Source organism: Arthrobacter sp. 01N444 (assembly GCF_056399305.1).
Genome location: NZ_JBFTRB010000014.1, coordinates 45,181 through 70,873, shown reverse-complemented (window position 1 = coordinate 70,873; position 25,693 = coordinate 45,181). Strand labels below are relative to the sequence as shown.

Annotated in this window: 18 protein-coding genes and 1 tRNA gene; 12 read left to right on the top strand and 7 right to left on the bottom strand. The window is 61.9% G+C overall.

Annotated elements, in window-relative coordinates; translation table 11 throughout:
- Positions 1-83: 83 nt before the first annotated feature.
- Positions 84-1,481, top strand: coding sequence for an MFS transporter (locus tag AC1DKN_RS15420; protein WP_476871765.1), 1,398 nt, complete (start codon positions 84-86; stop codon positions 1,479-1,481).
- A gap of 16 nt (positions 1,482-1,497) precedes the next feature.
- Here AC1DKN_RS15420 and AC1DKN_RS15415 read toward each other — a convergent pair whose 3' ends face one another.
- The 3 genes from AC1DKN_RS15415 to AC1DKN_RS15405 all read right to left on the bottom strand — a co-directional run bounded on the left by AC1DKN_RS15415 (position 1,498) and on the right by AC1DKN_RS15405 (position 2,968).
- Positions 1,498-2,658: a N(5)-(carboxyethyl)ornithine synthase gene (locus AC1DKN_RS15415; RefSeq protein WP_476850773.1), complete on the bottom strand. Its 1,161-nt coding sequence runs from the start codon at positions 2,656-2,658 to the stop codon at positions 1,498-1,500.
- Complete coding sequence (locus AC1DKN_RS15410) at positions 2,655-2,804, bottom strand: hypothetical protein (protein ID WP_018774018.1); 150 nt, start codon at positions 2,802-2,804, stop codon at positions 2,655-2,657. The genes AC1DKN_RS15415 and AC1DKN_RS15410 overlap by 4 nt, the downstream gene beginning before the upstream one ends.
- Before the next feature lie 90 nt (positions 2,805-2,894).
- Positions 2,895-2,968 (bottom strand) — tRNA-Gly (locus AC1DKN_RS15405).
- Positions 2,969-3,688: 720 nt separating this feature from the next.
- Here AC1DKN_RS15405 and AC1DKN_RS15400 point away from each other — a divergent pair.
- From AC1DKN_RS15400 to AC1DKN_RS15365, 8 genes are all read left to right on the top strand, one after another.
- Complete coding sequence (locus AC1DKN_RS15400) at positions 3,689-6,007, top strand: LamG-like jellyroll fold domain-containing protein (protein ID WP_476871764.1); 2,319 nt, start codon at positions 3,689-3,691, stop codon at positions 6,005-6,007.
- Between the two features lie 649 nt (positions 6,008-6,656).
- Positions 6,657-8,234, top strand: a complete 1,578-nt coding sequence (locus tag AC1DKN_RS15395) for a sugar transferase (protein ID WP_476871763.1) — start codon at positions 6,657-6,659, stop codon at positions 8,232-8,234.
- Between the two features lie 10 nt (positions 8,235-8,244).
- Complete coding sequence (locus tag AC1DKN_RS15390) at positions 8,245-8,703, top strand: FAD synthase family protein (protein WP_476871762.1); 459 nt, start codon at positions 8,245-8,247, stop codon at positions 8,701-8,703.
- Positions 8,704-8,773: 70 nt separating this feature from the next.
- Positions 8,774-9,970, top strand: coding sequence for a DUF1972 domain-containing protein (locus tag AC1DKN_RS15385; protein ID WP_476871761.1), 1,197 nt, complete (start codon positions 8,774-8,776; stop codon positions 9,968-9,970).
- Between the two features lie 173 nt (positions 9,971-10,143).
- On the top strand, positions 10,144-10,767 hold the full coding sequence (locus tag AC1DKN_RS15380; protein WP_476871760.1) for a CDP-alcohol phosphatidyltransferase family protein: 624 nt from the start codon (positions 10,144-10,146) through the stop codon (positions 10,765-10,767).
- On the top strand, positions 10,764-11,549 hold the full coding sequence (locus AC1DKN_RS15375; protein WP_476871759.1) for a hypothetical protein: 786 nt from the start codon (positions 10,764-10,766) through the stop codon (positions 11,547-11,549). Before AC1DKN_RS15380 ends, AC1DKN_RS15375 begins: the two co-directional genes overlap by 4 nt.
- Positions 11,550-11,653: 104 nt before the next feature.
- Entirely contained in the window at positions 11,654-15,808 is a 4,155-nt protein-coding gene (locus AC1DKN_RS15370) for a LamG-like jellyroll fold domain-containing protein (protein WP_476871758.1), read from the top strand.
- Positions 15,809-16,134: 326 nt separating this feature from the next.
- The gene (locus AC1DKN_RS15365; RefSeq protein WP_476871757.1) at positions 16,135-17,265 is read left to right on the top strand and encodes a hypothetical protein; all 1,131 of its coding nucleotides are present in this window, start codon (positions 16,135-16,137) and stop codon (positions 17,263-17,265) included.
- A gap of 58 nt (positions 17,266-17,323) precedes the next feature.
- On the opposite strand, the gene AC1DKN_RS15360 is transcribed toward AC1DKN_RS15365, so the two are convergent.
- The 3 genes from AC1DKN_RS15360 to AC1DKN_RS15350 all read right to left on the bottom strand — a co-directional run bounded on the left by AC1DKN_RS15360 (position 17,324) and on the right by AC1DKN_RS15350 (position 21,103).
- On the bottom strand, positions 17,324-18,670 hold the full coding sequence (locus AC1DKN_RS15360) for a lipopolysaccharide biosynthesis protein (RefSeq protein ID WP_476871756.1): 1,347 nt from the start codon (positions 18,668-18,670) through the stop codon (positions 17,324-17,326).
- Between the two features lie 50 nt (positions 18,671-18,720).
- Positions 18,721-19,830: a glycosyltransferase family 4 protein gene (locus tag AC1DKN_RS15355; RefSeq protein ID WP_476871755.1), complete on the bottom strand. Its 1,110-nt coding sequence runs from the start codon at positions 19,828-19,830 to the stop codon at positions 18,721-18,723.
- Positions 19,831-19,933: 103 nt separating this feature from the next.
- Positions 19,934-21,103, bottom strand: a complete 1,170-nt coding sequence (locus AC1DKN_RS15350) for a glycosyltransferase (RefSeq protein ID WP_476871754.1) — start codon at positions 21,101-21,103, stop codon at positions 19,934-19,936.
- A gap of 152 nt (positions 21,104-21,255) precedes the next feature.
- Here AC1DKN_RS15350 and AC1DKN_RS15345 point away from each other — a divergent pair, with 152 nt between their 5' ends.
- On the top strand, positions 21,256-22,170 hold the full coding sequence (locus tag AC1DKN_RS15345; RefSeq protein ID WP_476871753.1) for a glycosyltransferase: 915 nt from the start codon (positions 21,256-21,258) through the stop codon (positions 22,168-22,170).
- Between the two features lie 6 nt (positions 22,171-22,176).
- Here AC1DKN_RS15345 and AC1DKN_RS15340 read toward each other — a convergent pair whose 3' ends face one another.
- Positions 22,177-22,821: an arsenate reductase/protein-tyrosine-phosphatase family protein gene (locus tag AC1DKN_RS15340; protein WP_476871752.1), complete on the bottom strand. Its 645-nt coding sequence runs from the start codon at positions 22,819-22,821 to the stop codon at positions 22,177-22,179.
- Positions 22,822-22,951: 130 nt separating this feature from the next.
- On the opposite strand from AC1DKN_RS15340, the gene AC1DKN_RS15335 reads away from it, so the two are divergent.
- Together AC1DKN_RS15335 and AC1DKN_RS15330 are read left to right on the top strand one after the other, a co-directional pair.
- Entirely contained in the window at positions 22,952-24,394 is a 1,443-nt protein-coding gene (locus tag AC1DKN_RS15335) for a tyrosine-protein kinase domain-containing protein (RefSeq protein ID WP_476871751.1), read from the top strand.
- Positions 24,391-25,686 carry a hypothetical protein gene (locus tag AC1DKN_RS15330; RefSeq protein WP_476871750.1) on the top strand — a complete coding sequence of 432 codons (1,296 nt, stop codon included), beginning with the start codon at positions 24,391-24,393 and terminating at the stop codon, positions 25,684-25,686. Before AC1DKN_RS15335 ends, AC1DKN_RS15330 begins: the two co-directional genes overlap by 4 nt.
- Positions 25,687-25,693: the final 7 nt, after the last annotated feature.

Here is a 25,693-nt window from a genome sequence, read left to right as displayed (position 1 = left end):
GCGTGGAATAGGCTTCCATAATCTCTTGGGGCCAGCCTAGCGTTAAGTCCATTCCACTCACCCGCTCTTTTGAGGACTTTTCCGTGGCACCCCCTCCGCCGCTAGAGGCGAACGCAGCTTCCCTGCCGGACACCATCACCCAACCACTCGCCGTCGTCAGCCAGCCTCTGCCTTGGCGCCACACTTTCATTTCGCTCAAGGTCCGCAACTTCCGCATCTTCGCGATCGGGCACTTCGTCGCCGTCATCGCGCTCTGGATGCAGCGGATCGCCCAGGACTGGCTGGTGCTCCAGCTCTCCGGTTCCGTCACCGCCGTCGGCATCACCGTGGCCCTGCAGTTCCTGCCGTCCCTGTTCCTCGGCCCGTGGGCCGGCATGATGGCGGACCGCTTCGCGAAGCGGAAGATCCTCATGCTGTGCCAGTCGGTGGCCGCCGCGTTGGCCGCGGTCCTTGCCGTCCTGGCGCTCGGCCAGCGGATCGAGGTGGGACACGTCTACGCGATCGCGCTGGTTCTGGGCCTCGTGACCGTGCTGGACCAGCCGGCCCGCCAGGTGTTCGTCAACGAGCTCGTGGGCCCCGGCTATCTGCGAAACGCGATCAGCGTGAATTCCACGATCTTCCAGCTGGGCGGCCTGATCGGTCCTGCGATCGCCGGGATCCTGCTGACCGCCGTGGGGGCCGGCTGGGCCTTTGCCGCCAATGCGGTGGCCTGCTGCTTCACGGTGGCCATGCTCCTGAGCCTGCGCAAGGACCAGCTGCATGTCAGCACCCCGGCCGCAAAGCGCCCGGGCATGCTGCGGGAAGGGCTGGACTATGCGCTCAGCAAGCCCACCATCTACTGGCCCTGGCTGATGGCCGGGTTCATCGCGGTGTTCGCGATGAGCCTGCCGGTGCTGCTGGCCGCGTTCGCGGACCACGTGTACGACGCCGGTGCCGGCGGCTACGGGCTGCTCAACACGCTCGTGGCCCTCGGCGCCCTGGCCGGCGCCATCACGTCGGCCCGGCGGCGCGCCCTGCGGCTGCGCTCCGTGGTGCTGGGCGCCGGGATGTACGGGCTCATGCTGTGCCTGGCTTCCCTGGCACCGTCCATGGCCTGGTTCGGCGCGGCCATGGTGCTGGCCGGATTCTGGTGCCTGATGTTCCTGACCGCCGCGAACCAGCTGGTCCAGGTCAGCGCCAACCTGGCGATCCGCGGGCGGGTCATGAGCCTGTACATCATGGTGCTGATCGGCGGCCAGGCGATCGGTGGCCCGATGATGGGCTGGCTGGCCGAGCACGCGGACCCGCACACCGCCGTCCTCGTCTCCGGCGGCGTCCCGGTGCTGGCTGCCGCGACCGTCGCCGTCGTCCTCGCCCGGCGCGGGCAGCTCATGCTCAAAGTGGACCTGAAAGACCGGCGCCGGCTGCTGCGGATCGTCCGGACCGATTTCCGCACCGAAGAAGGACAGCCGCTGCGTGGACCCACGCAGCGGCTGTCCTGATTCGTCGCGGAAACCCCTAGAGCTCCAAGGGGCGGTGCGGGAACTCGGCCTCCCGCTGCTGGAACTGCAGCACATCCGGGTTCAGGACCACGCCGTCGCGGATTTCGATCGCGCGGCGGATGGTCTCGTTTCCCGCCCAGGCTTCGGGGCCGGACACCACGGTCTCGAGGAACGGCAGCAGCGCCTCGCTGATTTCCCAGCTGGCGGAATTCCACAGATAGGACGGGCTGTGGTCCACGGCGTAGTAGTCGATGTGGTCGCCCACTTTGAACATCGGCTCGGCGAAGGTGGTGGTTTTCGCCCAGCTGAAGCCCATGCCCTCGTCGCAGGAGACGTCCACGATCAGGCTGCCGGGCCGGAAGGCGGCCAGGTCCCCGGTGCGCAGGTAGGTCAGCGGCGCGTTGGGGTCCTGCAGCGTGCAGTTGACCACGATGTCGCTCGCGGCCAGGAACGGCGCCAGCGGCACGCGCCCGCGCTCGGTGATGACCTCGCTCAGGAACGGCGCCTCGCTGTCATGGTCGAACTGCGCGATCCGGACCGAGTGGATGGGAGAGCCAACAGCGGCAACACCGCGGTTGGTCAGCACCTGCACGTCATGGACACCGTGGGCATTCAGCGCCGTCACGGCGCCGCGGGCGGTGGCCCCGAAGCCGATCACGACGGCGCTCAGCCGGCGGCCGTAGTCTCCGGTGGAACCGGTCAGCGCCAGGGCATGCAGCACGGAACAGTAGCCGGCGAGCTCGTTGTTCTTGTGGAAGACATGCAGGCCGAAGCCGCCGTCGCTGGCCCAGTGGTTCATGGCCTCGAAGGCGATCAGCGTGAGTTTCTTGTCGATCGCCAGCTGGGTGATGGCCCGGTCCTGGACGCAGTGCGGCCAGCCCCAAAGGACCTGCCCGTCCCGGAGTTCGGCCAGGTCCTCGGGCTGCGGCTTGGGCAGGAGGACGACGTCGGCTTCCGCCAGCAGTTGCTGTCGCGGCGCGATGCGCCCCACGAGGGGTGCGAGCTCGGCGTCGGACCGGCCGAAGCGCTCGCCGTAGCCTTCCTCGAGGATCAACCGGTCCCGGATCTCCGGCGCGATGCGGTCCAGGTGCAGGGGGTGGATCGGGAGGCGCCGCTCGTCCGGTTTGCGTGTGCCGGCGAGGATGCCGAGCGTGAGGTAATTCGGTGAACGGGTCACTTCTTTTTGGGGCTCGCCGTCTTTGCGGCGGTCACTTTATCGAGGGAGCTGGCCGGCGCTGAAGCGGCCCTCTTGTCAGCGCGCTTTTCCTTAATGGATTTGCCGGATTTCTTGGATGCTGCTTGACGGGGGGATTTGTCAGCCATGATTGCTCCTGTAGCGGAACCGAAGAGGTTCCTGACTTCCGACGATACAGGTAGCAACCTAATAGGAGCCCGGGATGCTGTGGGGGCATTTGGAGCGGCTGACGGGAATCGAACCCGCGTATCAAGCTTGGGAAGCTAGCGCTCTACCATTGAGCTACAGCCGCAGTGGGACCGGCCTGAATTCCAGCCGTGAGTCCCGATCAACGAGGTTTACATTACCTCAGTCTGGCGCGCCAGCCGAATACACCAGTCCTGGCTGCGCGCAGAAACCGGAGGTATCCGGCGTGCCCGGCATCCTGTGGCACCGTGCACTGACATCGCAGCTGGTCTTTGTGCCGCGACGGCGGGGTGTTGGCATTCAGGCAAAGCAGGATAGGTAATTTTGCCCCCGATGCGGGTAAAGGGACGCACCCTAACGGCTGACTCCACGTGCTTCCTTCGAGTGGTCCGCCCATCCAACAGGGTAGTTGTCACTCGTGTGCACTGGAGGGCAATCCAATCTACTAGGAAGACCACAGCCGACCGAGTTGCTAGAAGGCATCAATATGTTTTGTCGTCGTCCATCGAGTCTTTCCTGCCGCCCCAGTGCGGGGCGGTCCAGGCTCGACCCCCGGGCGTTGTCCGAATCCGGGCCCCCGGGCCTCCTTCCGCTTTAGACAGAGGATCAGACCCGCGCCTGCTGGCCTCGTTTCTTCAACTGCAAATGCCTCTACCGAGGCCACATCAGGAGGAAAATCATGAGTATCGTCGAGGTATGCGGGAAGAATCCCGCGCGGCCGTGCGGGGACGGGAGTCACCTACCGCGCTCAACGAGGCAGGCGTTGTCGACGCACTCCGTCCTGCGCGCCACCCAAGGGGTGGTTGTCGGGGCTGTGGCTGTCGCCATGATGCTCGCGCTCGCGTTGTTGCCGGGTCCCGGCGCCTTGGCCGACACCGCGCCGTCAGATCCCGCCAACCCGGCCACGCCACCCACGGTCTCTGCGGACGCGTTGCCGACAGTGCAGATAGATGGTGTGGCGTGGCAGCAACTCGTCGTGGGCAACACTGTTTATGTGGTGGGTAGTTTCACGACCGCGCGACCGGCCGGTTCGGCTCCCGGGACCAACACAGTGGTTCGGAACAACATTCTGGCTTATGACATAACGACAGGAAATCTCAATACGACGTTCGCGCCGAGCTTGAATGCCCAGGCAAAGGCCATCACCGCAGCCCCCGATGGTTCCCGGATCTATGTCGCCGGCGCTTTCACCCAGGTCAACGGCGTGTCGCAGCCCTACGTGGCGGCGCTGAATCCGGCCACGGGAGCCCTGATCACGAGTTTTGCCCCGAAAGTGAATTCGCGCGTATACGCCCTGGCAGCCACGAACACTTCCGTTTTCATGGGCGGCTGGTTCAGCGGCGTCGGTTCTGTCAGCCGGTCCCGCCTAGCTGCGGTCCGCGCCTCAGATGCTGCGCTGCTGAGCTGGAATCCTGTGGTCGCGGGTGGAGACGTCAACAACATGGTGATCTCTCCAGATGGCACAAAGTTGGTCGCGGGCGGGAGCTTCACAAGTGTGAACGGATCGAGCAACCCGGGTTACGGCATGGCGGCCCTGAACACTTTGACGGGAGACCTATTGCCGTGGGCCGTCAACGGCCTGGCACGCAACGGTGGGGCCAACGCCTCAATCTATAGCCTTGCCACGGACGGAACGAGCGTTTACGGCACCGGCTATGTGTTCGGCTCGGGGGGCAACCTCGAAGGTGCATTCTCCGCCACCTGGAACGGAGGGGTGGTCAACTGGGTGGAAGACTGCCACGGAGACTCTTATGGTGTCTACCCCTCGGACACAGCGGTCTACGTCGTGGGCCACCCCCATTACTGCGGCAATATCGGAGGCTTCCCCGAGACCTCCCCTCGAACCCATCACCGCGCCCTTTCCTTCAGTAAGGCCCGAACAGGGACCATAACGACTGAACCGAGCACCAGCTACTTTAACTTTGCTGGCACCCCCCGGCCATCCCTCCTGCCCTGGTTCCCGGACATTGACGCCGGAACATTTACCGGCGCCAGCCAGGGCGCTTGGACTGTGACTGGAAATTCGCAGTACGTCATTTTGGGCGGAGAGTTTCCCAAGGTCAACGGAACCCCTCAGCAGGGACTGGTCAGGTTCGCGGTCAAGAGCCTTGCCCCGAACAAACGAGGGCCCGTACTGACCGGCAGTGCCATGAACCCGACCCTGCTCTCTGCGAAACCCGGAACCGCTCGTGTGGGTTGGCGGGCAGACTGGGACCAGGACAACGAGAACCTGAAGTATGAAGTCATCCGCGACGGCAATGAGGCCACGCCCATCTACACCAAAACCCAAGCGTCGACCTTCTGGAATCGGCCGGCAATGGGGGTCGTGGACTCGGGCCTCGTGCCAGGATCCACCCACAACTACCGCATCAAGATCACGGACCCGCTAGGCAACGTGACCAGGTCAGACAATGTCAACGTGACTGTGGCCTCGGCAAGTCTGAGCGCGTATGCCCAAGGCGTACTCACGGATGGTGCCGGGAGTTTCTGGAGGCTCGGAGAGGCAAGCGGTAACACTTTCGCCGACTGGGCCGGATGGGCAGACGCCGTCGTCGGCCCAGGCGTTACCAGGGGCACGCCGGGCGCAATTGTGGGGGATGCGAACACTGCGACGACGTTTAGCGGAATCGCAAGCGGATTCGCATCCACGCAGACGTCAATCCCCGGGCCCAGCGTGTTCAGCGCGGAAACCTGGATCAAGACGACCACCACGGCCGGCGGCAAGATTCTAGGCTTTGGCGACAGATCAACGGGAACATCCATTAAATATGACAGGCACGTCTACATGGACAATTCGGGCAAAATCTACTTTGGCGTAAACAACGGCGTGCGCAGGACGCTGAGTACCGCAAGAAGCTATAACGACGGCAACTGGCATCAGATCGTGGCAAGCCTGGGATCGAGCGGGATGGCCCTCTACATCGACGGCGTACGGGTCATTCAGCGGACTGATGTGACACGCGGGCAGGACTTTGCAGGCTACTGGAGAATAGGCGGGGACAGCACCGCTAATTGGCCCGGCGTCCGGTCGAGCAACTTCTTCCAGGGTGTCATTGACGAAGTCTCGATTTACCCCGGCGTATTGAGCCCGGCGCAGGTCCAGAAACACTACGTCGATTCCGGTCGCACTCCAGTCACTCCATGAGTGCAAGGGAACGCCTAGCCTCTACAGGGCTTTGAACGACCTCCCGAATAACTGCCGCGTCCCACGGGCCCCTTAGGGCTCCCGTGGGACGCCGCTGCGTCTGCGCCGTCGCGTCTGCGTCCGACACCAACAGTCGCAGGCACCTGCCCGGTTCGGGATCTTGCCGACTGCACGCAGCTGATCCACACTCGTCCCCGCAGTTCCGGCCACGCCTATGAGGAACGGCCCTAACCGGGCCGAATCGACCGCTTGCGTCCCTGCGACGTACGGGTATTTCACTATCGCTTGTGGGTATTCGGTGCAGGTACTCAGCCAATCTAAATAAATCCTACAAGTGGTTACCCGGATGAATAGGGGTAGACCCCACTCGTGTGCAGGGCAGGTCCATCCCCTTGACTAGGGGGACCAAAGCCGACCGAGTCATTAGAAGGTCTCAGCATGTATGACCAGCAGCTTCAGTGGGTCCCCCCCGGTTTGTTCCTAATGGATGAGCCTCACCGGCAGAGCGCACGGGAAATGACGCTCTCGCACCGGCAGACGCCAGCCGCCGCCCTCCTGACCCGGCGCCGCACTTTGCCCCCGTTCGCAGCGCTCACTGCTGCGAATAGTTGCGGGACGTCTAATCGGCTCAAGGAAATCGGCGGCGGGCATGAGTGACGTCAAGCACCGCCGGCTACTCCATGCGGGGATACGCCCCACGAACACTATCCGAACCCCGGCCCCGGCAAAAATTTCAACGAGGCCTCAGCACTCGGTATGGGATGACGAATCCCCTGCCGATATCGCCGTTCCCCGGAGTGCAGCCACCCGCCGGTGGAAAAAATTCTCCAATCATCTCCGAATCACTGATGCGACAGCGATTTTCATTTCGGTCGCCTCGGCTTACCTTTTCCGCTTCGGCGCCGAGGTGCCGGCGGCGGCCGAGTGGGACTTTGAAACCAGCTACATCGTGGTATCAATGCTGATCCTGGTCACCTGGATTGCAGTTCTGGAGATTTACTCCACCCGAGATAGCCGGACGTTTGGTGCAGGCGCAACTGAATACAAGAGGGTAGTTCAAGCCACGCTCAAGCTATTCGGTGTCCTGGCAGTAGCAATGGTCTTTGTCCGTTTCGATGTCGCACGAGGCTACTTTGCGATTGCCCTGCCCCTAGGGCTTGTGCTGCTCACCGGAAGCCGGTGGCTTTGGCGGAAGTGGCTGAACCAGCAGCGGAGCCGGGGCGAGTACCTCTCCCGAGTCATCGTGATCGGAGATACGCCGGACGTCGAGTACGTGATCAACCAGATCGAACTGAATCCGGCCGCCGGTTATCAGATTTCCGGTGTGGCTTTGTCCACCCTGGATAAGTCCCTGGAGCTGCGGCCTCCCTGGTACCGCATTCCGGTTCTCTCGACACTGGCTGAGATTTCACGGATGGTCAAAGTCGCAGGCGCGGATGCCGTCATCGTTGCGGGCCCGCTCCCTGGAGGCAGCAAGTACATCCGGGAACTGGGATGGAAGCTCGAGGCTACCGGAACGGAACTCGTCCTGGCGTCACGCCTCACAAACGTTGCCGGTCCGCGAATCCACTGGCGCCCTGTAGACGGATTGCCGCTGGTGCATGTGGAGCTCCCTCAGTACGCCGGCGGCAAGCACGTACTGAAACGCGTAGTAGATGTCGTGGCTGCCTCAGCGGCGCTGGTGGTTTTGTCGCCCCTAATGCTGATCCTGGCCGTCATCGTCAAGCGCGACAGCGCGGGTCCAGTCATCTTCCGCCAGGTACGTGCGGGCAAGAACGGCGTTCCCTTCCACATGTTGAAGTTCCGGACGATGGTTCAGGCCGCTGAAACCGACATCGACTCCCTGCGAGACCTGAACGAGGGTGCCGGCCCGCTCTTCAAGATCCGAAATGATCCACGAATTACAAAATGCGGGCAATGGATGCGTAAGTTCTCCCTCGATGAGCTGCCCCAGTTCTGGAATGTGCTGACCGGCGAAATGAGCCTGGTCGGTCCCCGGCCCCCGCTGCCTCTCGAAGTCCAGAGCTATGAGAAATTCACCCACCGCCGGCTGCTGATTAAGCCCGGGATAACTGGGTTGTGGCAGATCAACGGCCGTTCTACCCTCCCCTGGGAGGAGAGCGTCCGACTGGATCTCTATTACGTGGAGAATTGGTCGCTCACAGGCGACCTCGTCATCCTGTGGAGAACCTTTAGAGCCATGCGCAGTCCCGTCGGTGCGTACTGAAGGAGATGCTATGACCCCCCGAATCGGCTATGCAGCGGGCGCCTTTGATCTATTTCATGTAGGCCACCTGAATTTGCTGCGGCAGGCCAAAGCGGAATGCGACTTCCTGGTTGCCGGCGTTGTCACCGATGAGCTCCTGGTCAAGACCAAGGGCCGGCCGCCGATAATTCCGCTGGCAGAACGTTTGGAAATCGTTCGCAATATCCGATTTGTAGATGATGCGATTTCTGAACACCTCCCGCGCAAGATCGACACCTGGCGTTCCAATCCCTTCGACGTTCTTTTCAAAGGGGACGACTGGAGGGGCACGCCCAAGGGCTTGGAGCTTGAACGAGATTTCGCGGCAGTGGGCGTGGACGTTGTCTATTTTCCCTACACCGTGCACACGTCCAGCACAGCCATTCGCCGGACCCTTGAGCTCCTAAACTCCGACGCTCAGGGGTGGGTGCCCCTGCAAGGCATCCCCTAATTCAAAACGTCCGGGCCCCACGGGGCCAGCCAGCAGGTCTCTCTAAAACCACATAGTCCCGGGGGGAAAAATGAAACATAAAGCTGTTCGGAGTGCCGGATTACGTATTGCACTGGTCGGGACACGGGGTGTGCCCGCACATTACGGCGGCTTCGAAACCTGTGTCGAGGAAGTGGGGCGCAGGCTAGCTGAGCGCGGCCATCTGGTAACGGTCTACTGCCGCTCCGGCAACGGCATAGACTCCCGCGTCAAGGAATACGAGGGGATGCAGCTTGTGCATCTGCCGGCACTCCGCCGACGCTCACTCGAGACTTTGAGCCACACCGGATTGTCGGTGGCTCATCTGCTGTTCCGCAGGGCTGACGCCACAATCGTTTTCAATGCAGCGAACGCTCCTTGGCTTCCCCTTCTCCGGTTGGCGCGTATTCCAGTTGCCACCCACATGGACGGCCTGGAATGGAAGCGGGCCAAGTGGGGGACCATCGGGAAGCGGTACTACCGCTGGGCAGAGGGATTTGCCGTCCGGTTTTCCAATGCCCTTATTGCAGATGCAGCCGGGATTCGTGACTACTACCGCGCCACCTTCAATGCCGCCACCCAGCTGATTTCGTACGGCGCACCCTTACTTGCGCCCCGGGAGCCGGAACGTCTCGCGGGCATCGGCCTGTCCTCCGGGCAGTACCATCTCGTGGTGGCCCGGCTGGAGCCGGAAAACCACGTTCATATGATCGTTGAAGGCTATGTCCGGAGCGCCGCCAAGCTCCCCTTAGTCGTCGTGGGAACCACGCCTTACGGCCAGGAGTACAGCCAAAAGGTGAAGGATTCCGCAGACTCGAGAGTGCGATTCCTTGGCGGGGTTTGGGACCAGGAGTTGCTGGATGAGCTGTACGCCAACGCCTTGGTCTACTGGCACGGCCATTCTGTCGGGGGCACCAATCCTTCCCTGCTCCGGGCGGTCGGTGCGGGTACGGCGACCAACGCTTTTGACGTCAACTTCAACCGCGAGGTGCTGGAGTCAGCCGGCGAATACTTCCGCGACCCGGCCGACGTCGCACGGTTGGCCGAGGACTCTGAGGCGCGTCTCGCCGGAACCAGATCGAGAGGGAGCCAAGCCCGGGAAATTGCGGCGAAGTACGACTGGGACCTGGTGGCAGATCTTTACGAAACGCTGTGCTACGGGCTGGACTCCGGTGCCCTGACCCACGCTCAAAACAGCGAACCCCCTGCCGCCGCACGGGCGCAGGACGAAAGCCGGGTGGCATCGTGAGCAGGGTAGGAGCACAGCATGCTCGGACGTCACCGCCGCGGACCGGATTCAAGGGAACGCTCGCAGCGCTGGGATCCGCCCAGAAACCCGTAGCGGCCGGGGCCCCGCCATATTCCATCCTCGTCAACCGGCGGGCCGGCAGATTCGTCGCGGCAGCAGCGTATCGCGCCGGCATGTCCCCTAACCAGGTCACCGCGGTCAGTGCAACCTTCACCTTTGGCGGGATAATCCTGCTGGCCACGGCCGCCCCGGCTGGGTGGGTCGGGGCACTCGTCTGGGCAGCGCTGGCGCTGGGATACATCTTTGACTCCGCAGACGGGCAGTTGGCGCGGCTCCAAGGGAGTGGCTCCGTGGCCGGAGAATGGCTGGACCACGTCGTGGACAGTACGAAGATCGTCAGCCTGCACCTTGCCGTTCTCATCGCGGCCTTCCGCCATTTCCAGCTTCCCTCGGATGGATGGCTCCTGGTTCCGATTGGCTACGCCATCGTCGGAACCGTGTCGTTCTTTGCGATGATCTTGAACGATCAGCTCAAGGCAGCGGTGCTGCTGAAGTCCGGCCGCGCTGCCATCCCCAGGAAGTCGTCAGCGCTCAAATCTGCGCTCTTAGTCCCCACTGACTACGGAGTGCTGTGTTTGGTGTTCCTGCTGCTGGGGGCCCCGCTTGCCTTCTTCACGGTTTACAGCTTGTTCTTCGCGCTCAACGCAATGCATCTGGCAGTGGCTTCGACCCGGTGGTTTGGCGATATGAGAAGCCTCTCAACATCCAAATTGGTCTCAACTCGGAGCGAATCATGAACAACAGCACGAATACTGCAGAGGGCCGTCCCCTAGACAGCCGGCGGAGAGTCCAGTTCCTGGTGATCGGATTTCTCCTGACCGTGTTCCTGATAGGAGCCATCATCTGGGGGACCAGCCAGTCCTCCAACAACCGTCCCGCGGGTCTAGCTGGCTCCTCAACCGGGGTTGTTGCGACGCCGACGCCGACGCCGACGCCGACGCCGACACCGACAGCGACTCCGACGGAGACGGCAATGCAATCCTTGCCGGGCGGCACAACTGCCCCGGCCTCGCCGGCTTCCGCGCCGGCCCCGGAGCCGACGGCGGCCAGCCCGGCTCGTGCGCCCGCGACCGGCAGCGACGCGCAGCTTGCCAACGTGGACCAGCCTGTCGCGCCGCCGGTCCCGCTGGATCAACCAGCATCCATACGGGAAGGCATCACCGCCGAGATCAACGAGTTTGAGAGCGTCCAGGGACAGGCTCAAAAAGCCGGTGAGGTCGCCGGCCCATCCCTCCGGTTCACCGTCACTCTCCATAACAGCACGGACCGCCCCCTTTCGACGGCGGACGTCGTAGTGAACGTCAGCGCAGGTGCGGAGGATCTGCCTTCCATCACGCTCAGTGGGCCTGATGTGTCCGAATTTCCCCCCACGATCGCCCCCGGGGAGTCCGGCTCGGCCACGTATGTTTTCCTGGTTCCCGTAGACCAACGGGACAAGGTTCGAGTTCTCGTGAATTTTCAGGTTGATTCGCCTATTGCGGCATTCGAAGGTGCCGCACCGACAGAAGGTAAGCCATGATCGAACCGTCCAGTCCCCAACCCGTTCCAACAAACCGCTCTCGACGCCGGCCCGGTAACGGGCCTAGGAAGCTTGGCGCCGTCCTGCTCGCTTCCGCGGTTGCTATGTCGATGGCCCTGGTCGCGGCTCCTCCCGTTACGGCCGACACCGCTCCTCTTGATCCCGCCAACCCCGCCACACCCGTCACCGTCTCGGCGGATGCTTTGCCCACGGTGCAGATCGATGGAATCGTCTGGCAGCAGGTCATCATCGGCAACGTGGCCTACGCGGTAGGACAATTCAACACGGCCAGGCCGGCCGGCGCCGCACCGGGAACAAACACCGTCGCCCGGAACAATATCCTGGCCTACGACGTGACAACCGGAAATCTGATTACGACATTTACCGCCAGCCTGAACGGCATGGCGAAAACCATTGCGGCTTCACCAGACGGATCCAAGCTCTTCGTCGGGGGCGCCTTTTCGCAGGTGAACGGCGTAGCACGGCCCTATGTAGCTGCGCTGAACCCCACGACTGGTGCGCTGATCACGTCTTGGGCGCCGAAAGTTAACTCGCGTGTGGTGGCTCTCACGGCATCCAACAACGCCGTCTACATGGGCGGGTGGTTCAGCGGCGTCGGATCGGTCAGCCGCCCCAAGCTGGCCGCAGTGTCGACGTCAAACGCTACCCTGCTGAATTGGAACCCGGTCCCGGCCGGCGGCGACGTCAACACGCTGCTCGTTTCACCGGATGACTCCAAGGTTGTAGTGGGGGGCGGCTTCACCACACTCAACGGTTCGAGCAACCCCGGCTACGGCCTGGGGGCAGTCGATACTAACACCGGCGGGCTGTTGCCGTGGGCCGCGAACGGCTTGGTGAGGAACGGCGGGCCACAAGCAGCCATCCTCAGCCTCGCCAGCGACGGAACAAGAGTTTACGGAACGGGCTACGTGTTTGGCAACGGCGGGAACCTGGAGGGAACATTTTCCGCTGACTGGTCCGACGGTGCCATCAAGTGGGTCGAGGACTGCCACGGCGACACCTATGGCGTCTACGCATCCGATACAGCCGTCTACACCGTAAGTCATGCCCATTACTGCGGAAACATCGGCGGTTTTCCCCAGACGTCGCCAAAGTGGACATTCAATCATGCACTGGCGTTCAGCAAGGCAGCGACGGGCACTCTGACCGATGATCCCTATGGATACTTCAATTTTGCCGGGAATCCCTCGCCGTCTCTCCTTCAGTGGTACCCCGAATTCGCCGTCGGCACGTTCAGCGGCGCATCCCAGGCCGCTTGGAACATCACCGGCAACAACCAATACATCGTCGCGGGCGGCGAGTTCCCAAGCGTAAACGGAAAAGCCCAGCAGGGCCTGGTCCGGTTTGCAGTCAAGGGCATTGCGCCAAACAAGCAGGGCCCGGTGGTCACAGGCGCCGCCTTCAACCCGTCCGTTATCAGCACCGCCACCGGAACGGCGCGGGTCAGCTGGCAGGCGAACTGGGATAAGGACAATCAAAACCTGAGCTACCAGCTCATCCGTGACGGAAAGACTGCCACGCCGATCTACACCAAAACACAGGAGTCCGACTTCTGGCGTCGGCCGGGCATGGGATACATCGACACGGGACTGGCGGCCGGATCCACCCACACATATCAGATCATCGCCACCGATGCCTTCGGCAACACCGCGAAATCGAACGCCGTCAGCGTCACCACAGCCACGGCCGGGAGCGTCAGTGACTATGCCCGTGGCGTTCTCGACGACGGTGCGGCTGACTACTGGCGGTTGGGCGAAGGCAGCGGAGGGACCGCCGTAGACTGGGCCGGCTGGAGCGATATCAGCCTAGGGACCGGCGCAACACGCGGAACCGCCGGCGCCATCACCGGGGACACGAACGCTGCAACCACCTTCGACGGAACGAATACCGGGTTCGGGGCTACCCAGACCCAGATCCAAGGCCCGGACACGTTCACGGCCGAAGCGTGGTTCAAGACCACAAGCACTTCAGGAGGCAAGATACTCGGCTTTGGAAATAGCCCGACAGGAGAGTCCGGCAGCTATGACCGCCACGTCTACATGGACAATGCAGGACGGATCATCTACGGCGTCTACACCGGAAACACGGAAACCCTGCAAAGCTCCGCCGGTTTCAATGACGGGCAGTGGCACCAAGTCACCGTCAGCCTTGGTTCTAACGGAATGGTGCTATATGTCGACGGAAAGCGAATTGCGAAGCGCGCGGACGTGACCAGCGGACAGCCCTACACCGGGGTCTGGCGGATCGGTGGCGACAACCTCAACGGCTGGCCGTCGCAGCCCGCAAGCAGCTACTTCCAGGGAAGCATCGATGAAGTAAGCATCTACCCGACCGTACTGGGGCTGTCCCAGGTCCAGAACCACTTCCAGGCCTCCGGCCGCACCCTTAACCTGCCCACTGCGCCTGTAGACAACTACGGCAAGGCAGTGTTCCAGCTCAACCCGGACCTGTACTGGAGGGTGGGCGAAACTACGGGAACGACGGCAGCCGACAGCGGTGCGGTAGGCAATACAGGTACCTTCGTCAGCGGAACGAGTCTGGGACGCCCAGGGGCGCTCGCAGGAGTGACTAATACCGCCGTCGAATTCGACGGCTCATCCGGCTTGCTCTCGTCCGACGCCCAGTTCTCCAACCCCACGGTTTACACGGAGGAGCTGTGGTTCAACACAACCACCACCAATGGCGGCAAGCTGATCGGTTTCGGTGGTTCCCAGACCGGACTCTCGGGCAACTACGACCGGCACGTCTACATGGAGAACAGCGGACAATTGACGTTCGGCGTTTGGACAGGTCAAGCCAACACCATTACGACTCCACAGCCGTACAACGACGGGTCGTGGCACCACATGGTGGCAACCCAGTCGTCGGACGGGATGAAGCTGTATGTGGATGGCCAGGAGGTCGGTTCCAATCCGCAGGCCGAGTCCCAGGCCTACAACGGCTACTGGCGTGTGGGTGCAGATACGACGTGGGGACCGCAGCCATACTTCGCGGGAGCCATCGACGAGGTGGCCGTGTACTCCACGGCGCTGAGTTCCTCCGACGTTTCGGCTCACTACGCCCTGGGTGCAGGCACCACGCCTGCCAACCAGTCTCCGGTGGCTGCCTTTAGCTCGGCTGTGGCGGATCTGACCGCGACGCTGGACGGGTCGGCGTCGGCAGACCCGGACGGCACGGTTGCCAGCTACGCCTGGGACTTCGGCGATTCCTCGCCGGCCGGGACAGGGCGGACTCCGTCGCACACATATGCAGCGGCGGGAACCTATCAGGTCAAGCTGACGGTRACGGATGACAAGGGAGCGACAGGGCAAGTGACGCAAGCAGTAWCGGTCGCCGCGGCCAACCAGTCTCCGGTGGCTGCCTTTAGCTCGGCTGTGGCGGATCTGACCGCGACGCTGGACGGRTCGGCGTCGGCAGACCCGGACGGCACGGTTGCCARCTACGCCTGGGACTTCGGCGATTCCTCGCCGGCCGGGACAGGGCGGACTCCGTCGCACACATATGCAGCGGCGGGAACCTATCAGGTCAAGCTGACGGTAACGGATGACAAGGGAGCGACGGGTACCGTCAGCAAGTCCATCACGGTAACGGCTCCTGCCAACCAGCCCCTGGCTAAGGACGACTTCGGTCGGACAGTTGCCGGCGGCTTCGGGCAGGCGGATGTCGGAGGCAACTGGACGACTCCGTCCGGTGCGAGCAACTATTCGGTCGCCAATGGAAATGCAACGATCAACAACGCTGCGGGAGCTACTCGAAGCGCATTCCTGAATGCGGTTTCTGCGGCCTCGGCCGTGACGCAGTTCGATGTATCCCTCGACAAGATCGGAGACGGTGGCGGGACCTTTGTCTCGGTGATAGGCCGTAACGCCGGCAGCTCCAACGACTATCGAGCCAAGCTATGGATTTCCAGGACCGGAGCCTTGACTCTGTACCTGACCAAAACGGTTGCAGGGGCGGAAACCATCCTTTCGACCAGGACCCTCGGGCTGACGTACAACATGGGAGATTCCGTGCGGATCAAAATGGCCGTGACCGGAACGTCGCCCAGTACTTTGAGCGCTAAGGCCTGGAAAACCAGCACCGCTGAGCCGGCAGCATGGAGCCTGACCGCGACCGACTCGACGTCGGCGCTCCAGGTCCCTGGCTCCGTCGGCATACTCAGCTACGTGTCGGGGTCGAACCTCAACGGCCCGGTAAAGGTGACCCTGCGTAACTGGCTTACCAGCAGGGAGCCCTAACTTCCGGCGCGACACGGCCGGGAACGCCGGCGGAGAGCCCCCTTGGGCGTGGTATTAATCACATTCAAGGGGGCTCTCCGCCGTCGGGGCGGGACTCGCGCGTGGTCGGCGTCACCCGCGTCAGGACTCGCGTCTGGCCGGGGGGACCCCAAAGGGAGCGCAATTGAGGTGACCCGACACACCGCGCCTCAAGGGGGAACAAACTCGTAGTGCTGGTTTGACACGCCGTCGCACCTTCCCCGATGCTGTAACGGCAAAAGTTATCCAGTCGTTACGTTGCGGTAGAGCGCAAGCTTGGGCGGCCCCTCAGATCTAAGGAACAAATAATGGAAGCGACTCATCTTTCCCGTAGGAGCGCCCTGGGATTAGGGGCCGCGGCGGCCCTCGGGCTGGCGGCAGGCCAGCTCGGTAACGCCACACCGTCCGCAGCGGCCATCGCTCGTCCGACGGGCACCGGCTACGTCCGCTATGAGGACCTGTACAGCTCCGGCAACGACCTGCAGACGGTCATCAACAAAGTTACCGGTAATCGGGTGCTGACCTTCCCCGAAGGCGTGTTCACCATTCCGTCCAATTTCCGCTACGGGTACAAAGACGGCGTGCGGTTGGGGAATCGTTCCGGTGGTGCCGGCTGTCGCGGCCTGGTGGGGTCCGGACGCAACACTATTTTTAGGATGGCCTCCTCGAGCCAGCCGAGGTGGACCGGTGGAGCTTCGCCCTACATGCTCATTCACGCGATCGCTTCCAGCGCAGATCCGATGATCACAGTCGAACTGCGCAACTTCCAAATCCAGGGAACCAGCCTGGGCCATGAGTACAACGGCCTTCGGCTGAGCCGGGCAAACGGCGTCGTCGATAACGTCTATATCAATGGCATCACCGGCTACGACTCTGTCCCGCCGGGCGAAACCGGGGGCATCAGCATATTCCAGTGCACTTCGGTGCGGGTAACCAATACCGAAGTGGATGGCCGCCGCGCAGGTGTGCGGGTTAGTTCCAGCCCCGTAATGGTGAACAACAGCTCGGGGATCACATTCCAGGACTGCTACTTCCACCATTCTCTTACTGGTGGCGGCGGCATTGCCTGGTTCGAGTCGCGTGATTCAACTGTGACCCGGGTGCGTTCGGAATACATCGGCTCCGGGACAGGCAAGCTTGCAGGGTACTGCTTCAACCACGAACAGTCCACGCGTATCACGTACAACGATCCCGTGATGATCTGTGACCGGAAGACCGCCGGCGGTACTTTGCACATGTCCTTAAACTCCGATGCAGCCCGCGGCGGAACAGACTGTGTGCTGACGGTGAAAAACCCCAAGTGGGACGGGACGAGTGTGGGCTCCGGAAAATTCGTTGTCGAGACTTGGACCATGGGGAACCAGGCCCAAAAGTCCGCCCCCCGCGTTTATGGCCCGACGGGGGCCGCGCTGCCGTTCACTTGGCTGCATCCGGCCTAAAGCCTGTTCTCGTCACCACCCCGGCCTGCGACCAAAGTGAGACTCATCAGCAGGAAGTTCATAGCTTGGCCGTGTTGCTTTCATGGGGCGACAAGTTGGCCCCGGTGCCCTGCCCCTGCCGGCGCCGGGCCAAGTCGCGCGTCACGTAGCAGAGATTAGGGATCAGCTGGCAGGCTGCAACCGAGATGGCGGAGCCGATGATCGGCCCCGCCGCGCCCAGCAGCGAAATCAGCCACCACGATATGGCAATGTTCAGCGGGACAAGCATGAGTATGGGCAGGACCTGAAACCGCAGGCCTGCGCTGTCGGTCATGTACATGCCCGTTGGGTATTTAGCTGCCTGGAGGGCGACGAAAACCGCGAACCCGGAAACGAGCCACGCATCCAGAATAATTCTGCCATCGGAAACAAAGGCAACGAGAAATGGCGTGGCGATGGCCAGTAGTCCGCCTAGGAATAGGCCACCCGCGGCAAACCAAATTGTCGGAACGAGCGGCGATTCGATGCGCGACGCCGATCTCGCCTTGGCATAAATGGGCCACAGAACTATTCCTGCCGCGGCAATAACTTGCAGAATCATGCCAAAAAGTTGCGAGGCAAGGTTGTACTGCGCCAGCTCCTCTCCATGGGTCAAATGGCTGAGCAGCAGCCGGTCGCTCTGCATAGCTATTGGAAGGGCGACCATCTGGAGGAGCATGGGCCAGGCAAGATGGAAGGCTTTGATGCCGGGCTCGCGTTTTATGTGCGGAACGGATCTGAGAGCTGAGGTCAGCTGAGGACTGATCAGACGGCTGGCAATGATGAGGCAGATGATGGAGTTGACGGCAGCAGCGGCGTAGGAAAACACTGCCAAATAGCTGCCAACCGGCGCCGCAAGCCCAATCGATAGTAGAATTGCCAGCAATATGAGCGGGGCAACGACTATTTGGCTCTTAACCTGTGTGGCTGTCCGCTCAAGCCCGACCAGGATCCGTTGCCCCACCGCGAGGGGAAGGGTGATCCCGAATACGGCCATGCACAAAAAGGCCGCCCAAGCTCCGCCATCCGGTAGAAGGCCGTTGCCTAGCAACACGGGCCAAAGCCCCAGGACGGAAACCAGGGCGGACGTTGCCACGACTACGGTGCCGGAAACGAGGAGGATCCTCAAGGCAGTCAGCAGGGACCGACGAACGTGCTCGTCGCTCCTGGGATTCTTGGCCTCGGCGATCGAATTTATGACGACGGCGGCAATGCCTAAGTCCGCAAAGGGAAGAAGGCTCGGCAGAGAGGCAAGCAGGCCGTATTGCGCATAGGCTTCCGTACCGAAGTGAGAAAGTATCATTCGGCTGGTCACGATGGCGCACAGGCCTGAAAGACCTAGGACAATCATTTTTGTGCCCGCGGTTTTCCCCAGCTTGGACCACATGCTTGACCGATACGCTTCTGTGCCTACAGCCTGGGGATTTCTGCGAAGCGTCACCGTGCCACGTCCGGTGAGGCCTCGAACAGCCACTCGTCGGCGGCCAACCGTCCGTCAGAGTCAGGAAGACTTGCCGTCACGTCGTTGCCGAAGGGACCCGAGGCTATGGCCTTGCAGATGACATCCGCAAGCTCCTGCGCTGTTGCGTGCGGCGACACCACCGCATGGCCGTGGTCGGCAAGCCAGTCGCTCAGGCCCGTTTCGGTGGTCGTGACGATGGAACAGCCGTGTGCGAGCCCTTCTACAATCGGAAGCCCGACCTGTTCCCGCCATGTAGCTGTGGACTGCGATGGCAGAACCAGCACCTGGGCCTGCCGTAAGACCCGATGGATCTCATCGCGGCTTGGATCGATGTGGACCTCAACACTGCTGTTTGAGGTCCCAGCGCTTTCTGCTTCTGCCACCATGGCGCCCTTGCCCAGGATGACAAGTGCCGCTCCCGGATCTTGCTGAACAACGCCGGACCAGGCCGCCAGTACCAACGGGAATCCCTTCCGTCGGGACAGATCACCAAGGTATACGACGCGTGCTGGGACCTTCGGATAGTTCGGATTGCACTCGCACGGGGCCGGCAACGCGGGAACTAGACATTCTTCCTGTCCCTCCTGCAGGCGCGGGAGCACGTCGCGGTAAACCTCCTGCGCGGCCAGCGTTCCGAAGGCAATCCGGTCCACATGACGCCAGACGTAGAGGGCGAGGCGCCGTTCCACCATTTTCCGCGTCCGGGACTTCCAGCCCTGACCGCCAGATCCTGCAAAGGGATCGGCGTTGCCGATCGCGTACGTCACGATCCGGGTGCGGTGACCTCGTACCGCCCCCGCCAGGCGGACTGCAACAAGAGCCAAGAACGTCGCGGGGAGACTGGAGAGCATGAGGGGTTCATTAATCTCCAGCTGACGGACCCGGGAGCGGCCGAGGAGAAAGGCTGCTTTCAGCCGGTTGGCATGGACCAGGTGCAGTCCCTGCGTCAGCTGTTCATCAAAGTCGTACCTTTTCTGGCGGTAGAGGATAACAGCCGGCTCCAGTTGCCGGGCACGTTCGAGGTGTGCCGTCCTTAATGATTCATAGAGCCGGGCACGGGTGGAGTTCAGTTTAGGCAAAAACACTCAGTCTCTCTCCTTCGAACAGTGACACATGTCCGGCTCGCGTGCTTCTCAGATCGGTCAGGGAGGCCCCGCCAAAGGAAATCGGATCACGGCACGCGGCAGATTAACGTACCGGTTCCCGGTCCGGTCCTGCCTCGTATTTGCTGGACCTCTTCAATGCGGCAGTCTCCTTAATCTCGCGGTTAAGGCGGCTTCGATAGGCAGATGGACGATGCCGCTCTTCGGCTACCACGGAGTCCTCAATTGCCCGACGGCGGTAGTCCGGCCAGGCCCGGTGTAGTAGCTCAATGGCATCCGCTATGGCGTCGGGGTCATCGGCTGGTACGAATAGGGGCACGGCATAGTTTCCTGCAGCCTCCCGAAGGCCCGACGTATCGCTGACAATCAGCAACCGTGCGGCGAGAAGCGCCTCTACCGCCGTGTTTCCAAAGGGCTCGTCAAGCCTTGACGGAACAATGGCGACATCAGCGCGCGCCAGGTTGGGCCAAACATCGGTGCAAAAACCAAGAAAACGGACGTGCCCTTCCAAGCGCAGGCTGGTCACCAGGCTTCGCAGTTCCGCCTCGTACCATTCGTAGCCTGGGTACACCGCGCCGACGAGCTCCAAGCTCACGTCAATCCCGCGCCGGCGAGCCCCGGCCACCCCGGCGACGGCAACGTCGACGCCTTTACGTGGAGACAGCCGGCCCACATAGACCATGCGCAGGGGCCCTACGACGGCTTCCCTGGGGGCGGTCACGGCATCCGGGCCGACCACTCCGTTGTACACAACCCGCACCCTCTTCGCGAGTGCCGGAAGAGTGTCAGTGAGGGTTTCTGCACTGTATCGACTGTTGGCGATAATTCGATCCGCCAGAATCAAAGGGGCAACAATCCCCAAGCGGACTGGCCACTTGGCCGACTTCTCCGCTTCATGGACGTGCGTCAGGACGGGGAGCCGGTTTAGCCGGGCCAACAAAAGCCACAGAGGAATGGTCAGAGTACTCACGTAAATCACGTCAGGGCCAGTCCTCCGGATGAGCCTCAGCCCGTGTATTGAGGCTTTTGCTGCCTCGACTGCCAGCTTGAGCAAACCGAGCGGATTGGCTGAGCTTTTGCGCAATACCGGCGACGGACACAAGCTGACGGTGGCGCCGCGCGCCTCAAGTTCTGCCACAAGCGGTCCCGTTTGAGGTACCGTCACAACGACCCTTGAGCCCTGTTCAACCAGTCCCTCTACTGTTTCGAGCATCACCCGGTCGGCGCCGTAGAGTTCAGAACTCGGGTGGGCCATTAGCACCGCTGGTGACGTGACGCATGCATGCATAGGGTCCTCTACTCCAGTCCAATCTGGGCGGCAAACCTCCGCTTTTCGCTGTCAGACACCGCGCCGCCGTCTGGGTCTGACGACGGTACTTTCTGGACAGTAAGCTATATGGTGCTCACATGGCAATGAATCCGAAGCGCAAATTGGCGATTATCGTCGTGAACTACGGCTCGCATGAATTGTTAGAGACGAATATTGCGCCCGTGTCCGGCCACACACCGGATGTTTCTGTAGTAGTGGTCGACAACTACACGAATAGAACAGAACGGGACGCCGTTGCGAGCCTCGTTGCCCGGCGAGGCTGGACCTTGGTGGCGCCGGAGACCAACTTGGGATTCGGGGCCGGGATGAATCTAGGCGTCGAAGCTGCTGCCCGAGCCGGCGCACGAGCATTCCTGCTGATCAACCCCGATGCGACACTGGGCATGTCCAGCCTTCAGTTGCTGAGGGACGCCGTCGAACACAACCCGATGGCCGTCGTGGCTCCCCGTATCGTCCGGTCGGACGGAAGTATCTGGTTCACCGGGGCCACAGTTCGTATGGAGGACGGAGAAACCAGGGGGAGACGCCATGCATCCGCTGCGCTGCCGCCCGGTGAGCGCCGTTGGCTAACAGGAGCATGCCTACTGATAAGCCTCGAAATGTGGCAAGCCGCAGGTGGTTTCGATGACCGGTACTTCTTGTACTGGGAGGATGTGGACTTCTCCTTCCGCGTTGAGGCAGCCGGTGGAGCCCTAGAGGTGGTGGAGGAGGCCACAGCCACTCATGATGAAGGTGGCACCCAGGGCAGCGGACCGGGTTCCAGGGCCAAATCGCCCGTCTATTACTACTACAACATCCGCAACCGGCTGCTCTTCGCAGCGATCCACCTAAATCCGGATGACAGAAGGCGATGGAAGGGCTCGGCCATTCCGGCCGCTTGGCGCATCCTGCTTCGCGGCGGACGCCGGCAGTTCCTGCGGCCCGTCAGGCCAGTGTGGGCCGCCGTCCGCGGAACCTGGGACGGTCTCACCCTTCTTCGGCGTTGGTCATAAGGTTCGTCAATAGCCGCCTAAGGCGCTGAGGCCGAGATGTATCTTCCCCACGGCTTGGCGCACCTGATTCAGGGCCGCTTTATGGTGCAGTGGGCCCTGAAGATGCCCATCCGCAATATCCAGGCGCCGCTGGGCGCTTGGACCGCCCCGACTGAGCAGCGCCGGCAGCGCCATCGGCGAGCCTTCCGGGATAGCGACGGTACCGCGGAGACAGTTCATCGCTTCCACGATCTGGAACAGGGAGGCATCGCCGACTGGCACCCCGCCTGCGTGCCTCCCCCGGGATGCCAGTTCACCGAGGTAGGCAGCGGCTTCCCTGAGGGTGAACGTTCGGCGTCGTGCAGCTGCGTCCAGATAAGCAATTTCAGAGCGATGCTCGAGCGATGCGACTAGAATTAGTTCCGCGCGGCGCACGAGACCAAGTTCCAGTTTCCTTGAGCGGTGCTCCTTTGAGGCACCACTTTCAACGCCACCCTTGCGCAAAAGGGCGGAGGCGCCGCGACAGAGGCTCTGACCGTTCGCCGCATGCGTCCCGGCGCTCTGGATCTCAACGCCGGACCGGCCGACTCGCGCTGCGTAGTCGGTCAGTAACGCTTCCGCGTACGGCGACCGGCAGACGTTAGCGGTGCAGACTACCAGGATCGATGCCAAGACTGTGTCCTCATGTCCGCCATCCATGACCGCAGTGTAGCCCGTCATCTGTAAAACGGGTGATAATTTCGGACCATATTCCGGTCAGCAAGCGGTAGGGTTGGCCGAAACGCTGCAAGGGGGATCTTGGATGGAGCTTGCCGAATACCTAGGGACGCTGCGCCGTCGGTGGCTGTTCATAACCGCACTGGCACTTTTGGGTGCGGGTATCGGCTTCGTCCTGGGGCTCAACTCACCAAAAATGTACAAGGCTTCAAGCAGCGTGTTCGTGTCGACTCAGCGCGGGAGTACAACCACGGAGCTCGTGCAGGGGTCAACGTTCACGCAGAACTTGATCCAGTCGTATGCGAAGCTTGCAAAAATGCCGTCTGTCCTCGGTCCGGTCATCACGAAGCTGAATCTGCAAACCACGCCGGAGCGGTTGGCCGATGCGGTTTCCGCGGATACTCCGCTGAATACGGTCTTGATCGAGATCGCGGTGACCGATGAATCGCCTACCCAGGCTGCCCTCATTGCAAATGCGGTGTCCTCTTCGCTAGCAACCACTGCGCAGGCACTGTCTCCTAAAGCTGACAATGGAACTCCTGCTATCACGATGCAGCAGGTCGAGCAGGCCCAGGCGCCCAACAACCCGTTTGCCCCTGATAAGCGATTCATGGCTTTAACCGGTTTTGCCCTGGGCCTGGCCGTGGCATCGGCTTATGCCCTGGGCCGACAGGTTATCGACACGCGGCTACGAACAGAGCAGGACGTTCAGCGAGCTACTGAGATTCCGCTCCTGGGGACCATTCCCGGTCTGCGCAGAAAGGGCGGGGCCGAGGTGGCCGACTTCCGGACGCAAAAGACCGGTGTGACCGCCGAGTCGTTCCGGAAACTCGCCGCTAATTTAGAGTTTCTTGATCCAGATGCGCGTGTCCGGTCCGTGGTTGTCACGTCAGCAGTTGCCGGGGAGGGAAAAAGTTCTACGGCAATCAACCTGGCCTTAGCCCTGGCAGAACGATCTGACCGGGTAATCCTGGTCGATGCGGATTTGCGCCGGCCCCGGATAGCTGAGTACTGCGGCATCGATGGAACGCTCGGACTCACCACCGTTCTTACCGGCAGGGCCAAACTAGGGGACGTCATCGAACCTTGGGGTCCCATCCGGGTCCTCCCGTCCGGTGCGGTACCCCCGAATCCGAACCAACTTGTAACTTCAGCCATGATGGCGGCCACGGTGGAAGCCCTGGTCCAGCAATTCGACATTGTCATTTTTGATTCCGCGCCACTCTTGCCCGTGGCCGACTCGCTCGCCCTATCCCGGCTGACCGACGGGGCGCTTCTCGTGGCGCGGGCCAATTCCACCCGCCGGGGCCAGTTGAAGGCGGCCGCGGACGCGGTCGAAAACGTCAAGGGTCGGGTCCTCGGCGTCATCCTGAACCGGATCAAACTCGGGCGGGACATCCCGAGGAGCTATGGCGACGCTGCCCTGCCGGCGGCAAAACATGCCATGGCGCCCGAGCACGAGTGGGAGCTGGGCGGAAGAGCCGATGACCTCTCCATCGATGGCGACGCCCTGAGGAAACTTGTGTGAGCCAGAGTGCGTTGCGACGGCCGGATCGACCACTAGCTAGCATTGACGCCGCACAGTGGCAGCACGCGACTGTCTGGGTGGCGTTTATCGTCCTGGTCCTTCTGGGCGCCCGCCTGCAATTGAGCCACACAATCACCGTAGGTTATGTGGCTGCGCTGGTCATCGCGCCCCTTTGGCTGGGGGCTCTCGGAAAGTTCCGAGGAGCGGCCAGCCTTTTTGTGCTGGGAATAGCCTGTTGCCTATCCGGTTTCTGGCTGTTGGCACTCAATGCCCCTGATCACCAGGTGGATTCGAGCACTGCCATAAATAACGTGACACTGCTCGTGGGTCTTCTGCTCACCGTTGGCACGGTCCTATGGGCAAAGCAAGTAATGCCCGAATGGTTGATCGGGTTAAGTTACGGGCTCGGTATGCTCTTGGGCGTATCGCGGTCGGGAGCCGCAGCGGAGAACGCCTGGAAATTCGGATACTCCGTTCCCGTCATTGTCATCAGCTTATCCATTGCGTATGGCGTTGGCCGTTGGGGCAGGCGCCGGCAAGGATTAGTGGAGGCCCTCACACTGACGTTGTTGGCTGTCCTGTGCCAGCTAAACGACTCGCGATCTATGTTTGGAATGCTGGGAATGGTCATGATTCTCGTACTCTGGCAGCTGGTGCCTCGAGGCAAGAGCGGGCGAAGGTCAGTGATAAAGACCATGCTCGCGCTCGCGTGCATGGCGGTGGCAGTGTACGACGTCCTTACAAGTCTGCTCGTGGAGGGTTACCTCGGCGCTGCTGCACAAGACCGCTCCGTGACACAAATCAACATGACAGGATCCCTCATCCTGGGAGGCCGGCCGGAAATGGCCGCAACGCTGGGACTGTTCGCCCACAACCCGCTGGGATTTGGCCTCGGTATCATTCCCTCGCCGACGGACGTCACCGTAGCGAAAACGGGCATGGCCTCCATCAACTATGAACCCAACAACGGTTACGTAGAAAAATACATGTTCGGGTCACAATTCGAGGTCCACTCCGTGGTGGGGGACCTGTGGGCACTGTTTGGCATTCCTGCACTCGCGCTAGCGTCGTTTATAGCCGTTTGGGCGCTTCGCGCCATAGTCGTTGGAATCACGCACGGACGGGGAAGCGCGTTGCCTCTTTTCCTGGCTGTCATCACGCTGTGGAATATCTTTTTCAGTCCCCTGCTGACTTCCGTCGCCACGATGGGACTGGGCCTGGGACTAATGCTGCCAAAGAAGAACCAACAGCGCGAGACGAGTGCTGCTGGGCCACTACGAGATGCCAATTAAAGGACGA

What these genes read in the sequence shown, in the direction of transcription:
- AC1DKN_RS15360 (WP_476871756.1), bottom strand. Translation starts at nt 18,670, where the DNA reads ATGTGGTCCAAGCTGGGGAAAACCGCGGGCACAAAAATGATTGTCCTA.
- AC1DKN_RS15390 (WP_476871762.1), top strand. Translation starts at nt 8,245, where the DNA reads ATGACCCCCCGAATCGGCTATGCAGCGGGCGCCTTTGATCTATTTCAT.
- AC1DKN_RS15335 (WP_476871751.1), top strand. Translation starts at nt 22,952, where the DNA reads ATGGAGCTTGCCGAATACCTAGGGACGCTGCGCCGTCGGTGGCTGTTC.
- AC1DKN_RS15400 (WP_476871764.1), top strand. Translation starts at nt 3,689, where the DNA reads ATGATGCTCGCGCTCGCGTTGTTGCCGGGTCCCGGCGCCTTGGCCGAC.
- AC1DKN_RS15365 (WP_476871757.1), top strand. Translation starts at nt 16,135, where the DNA reads ATGGAAGCGACTCATCTTTCCCGTAGGAGCGCCCTGGGATTAGGGGCC.
- AC1DKN_RS15345 (WP_476871753.1), top strand. Translation starts at nt 21,256, where the DNA reads ATGGCAATGAATCCGAAGCGCAAATTGGCGATTATCGTCGTGAACTAC.
- AC1DKN_RS15380 (WP_476871760.1), top strand. Translation starts at nt 10,144, where the DNA reads ATGTCCCCTAACCAGGTCACCGCGGTCAGTGCAACCTTCACCTTTGGC.
- AC1DKN_RS15395 (WP_476871763.1), top strand. Translation starts at nt 6,657, where the DNA reads ATGAGTGACGTCAAGCACCGCCGGCTACTCCATGCGGGGATACGCCCC.
- AC1DKN_RS15375 (WP_476871759.1), top strand. Translation starts at nt 10,764, where the DNA reads ATGAACAACAGCACGAATACTGCAGAGGGCCGTCCCCTAGACAGCCGG.
- AC1DKN_RS15350 (WP_476871754.1), bottom strand. Translation starts at nt 21,103, where the DNA reads ATGGCCCACCCGAGTTCTGAACTCTACGGCGCCGACCGGGTGATGCTC.
- AC1DKN_RS15385 (WP_476871761.1), top strand. Translation starts at nt 8,774, where the DNA reads ATGAAACATAAAGCTGTTCGGAGTGCCGGATTACGTATTGCACTGGTC.
- AC1DKN_RS15410 (WP_018774018.1), bottom strand. Translation starts at nt 2,804, where the DNA reads ATGGCTGACAAATCCCCCCGTCAAGCAGCATCCAAGAAATCCGGCAAA.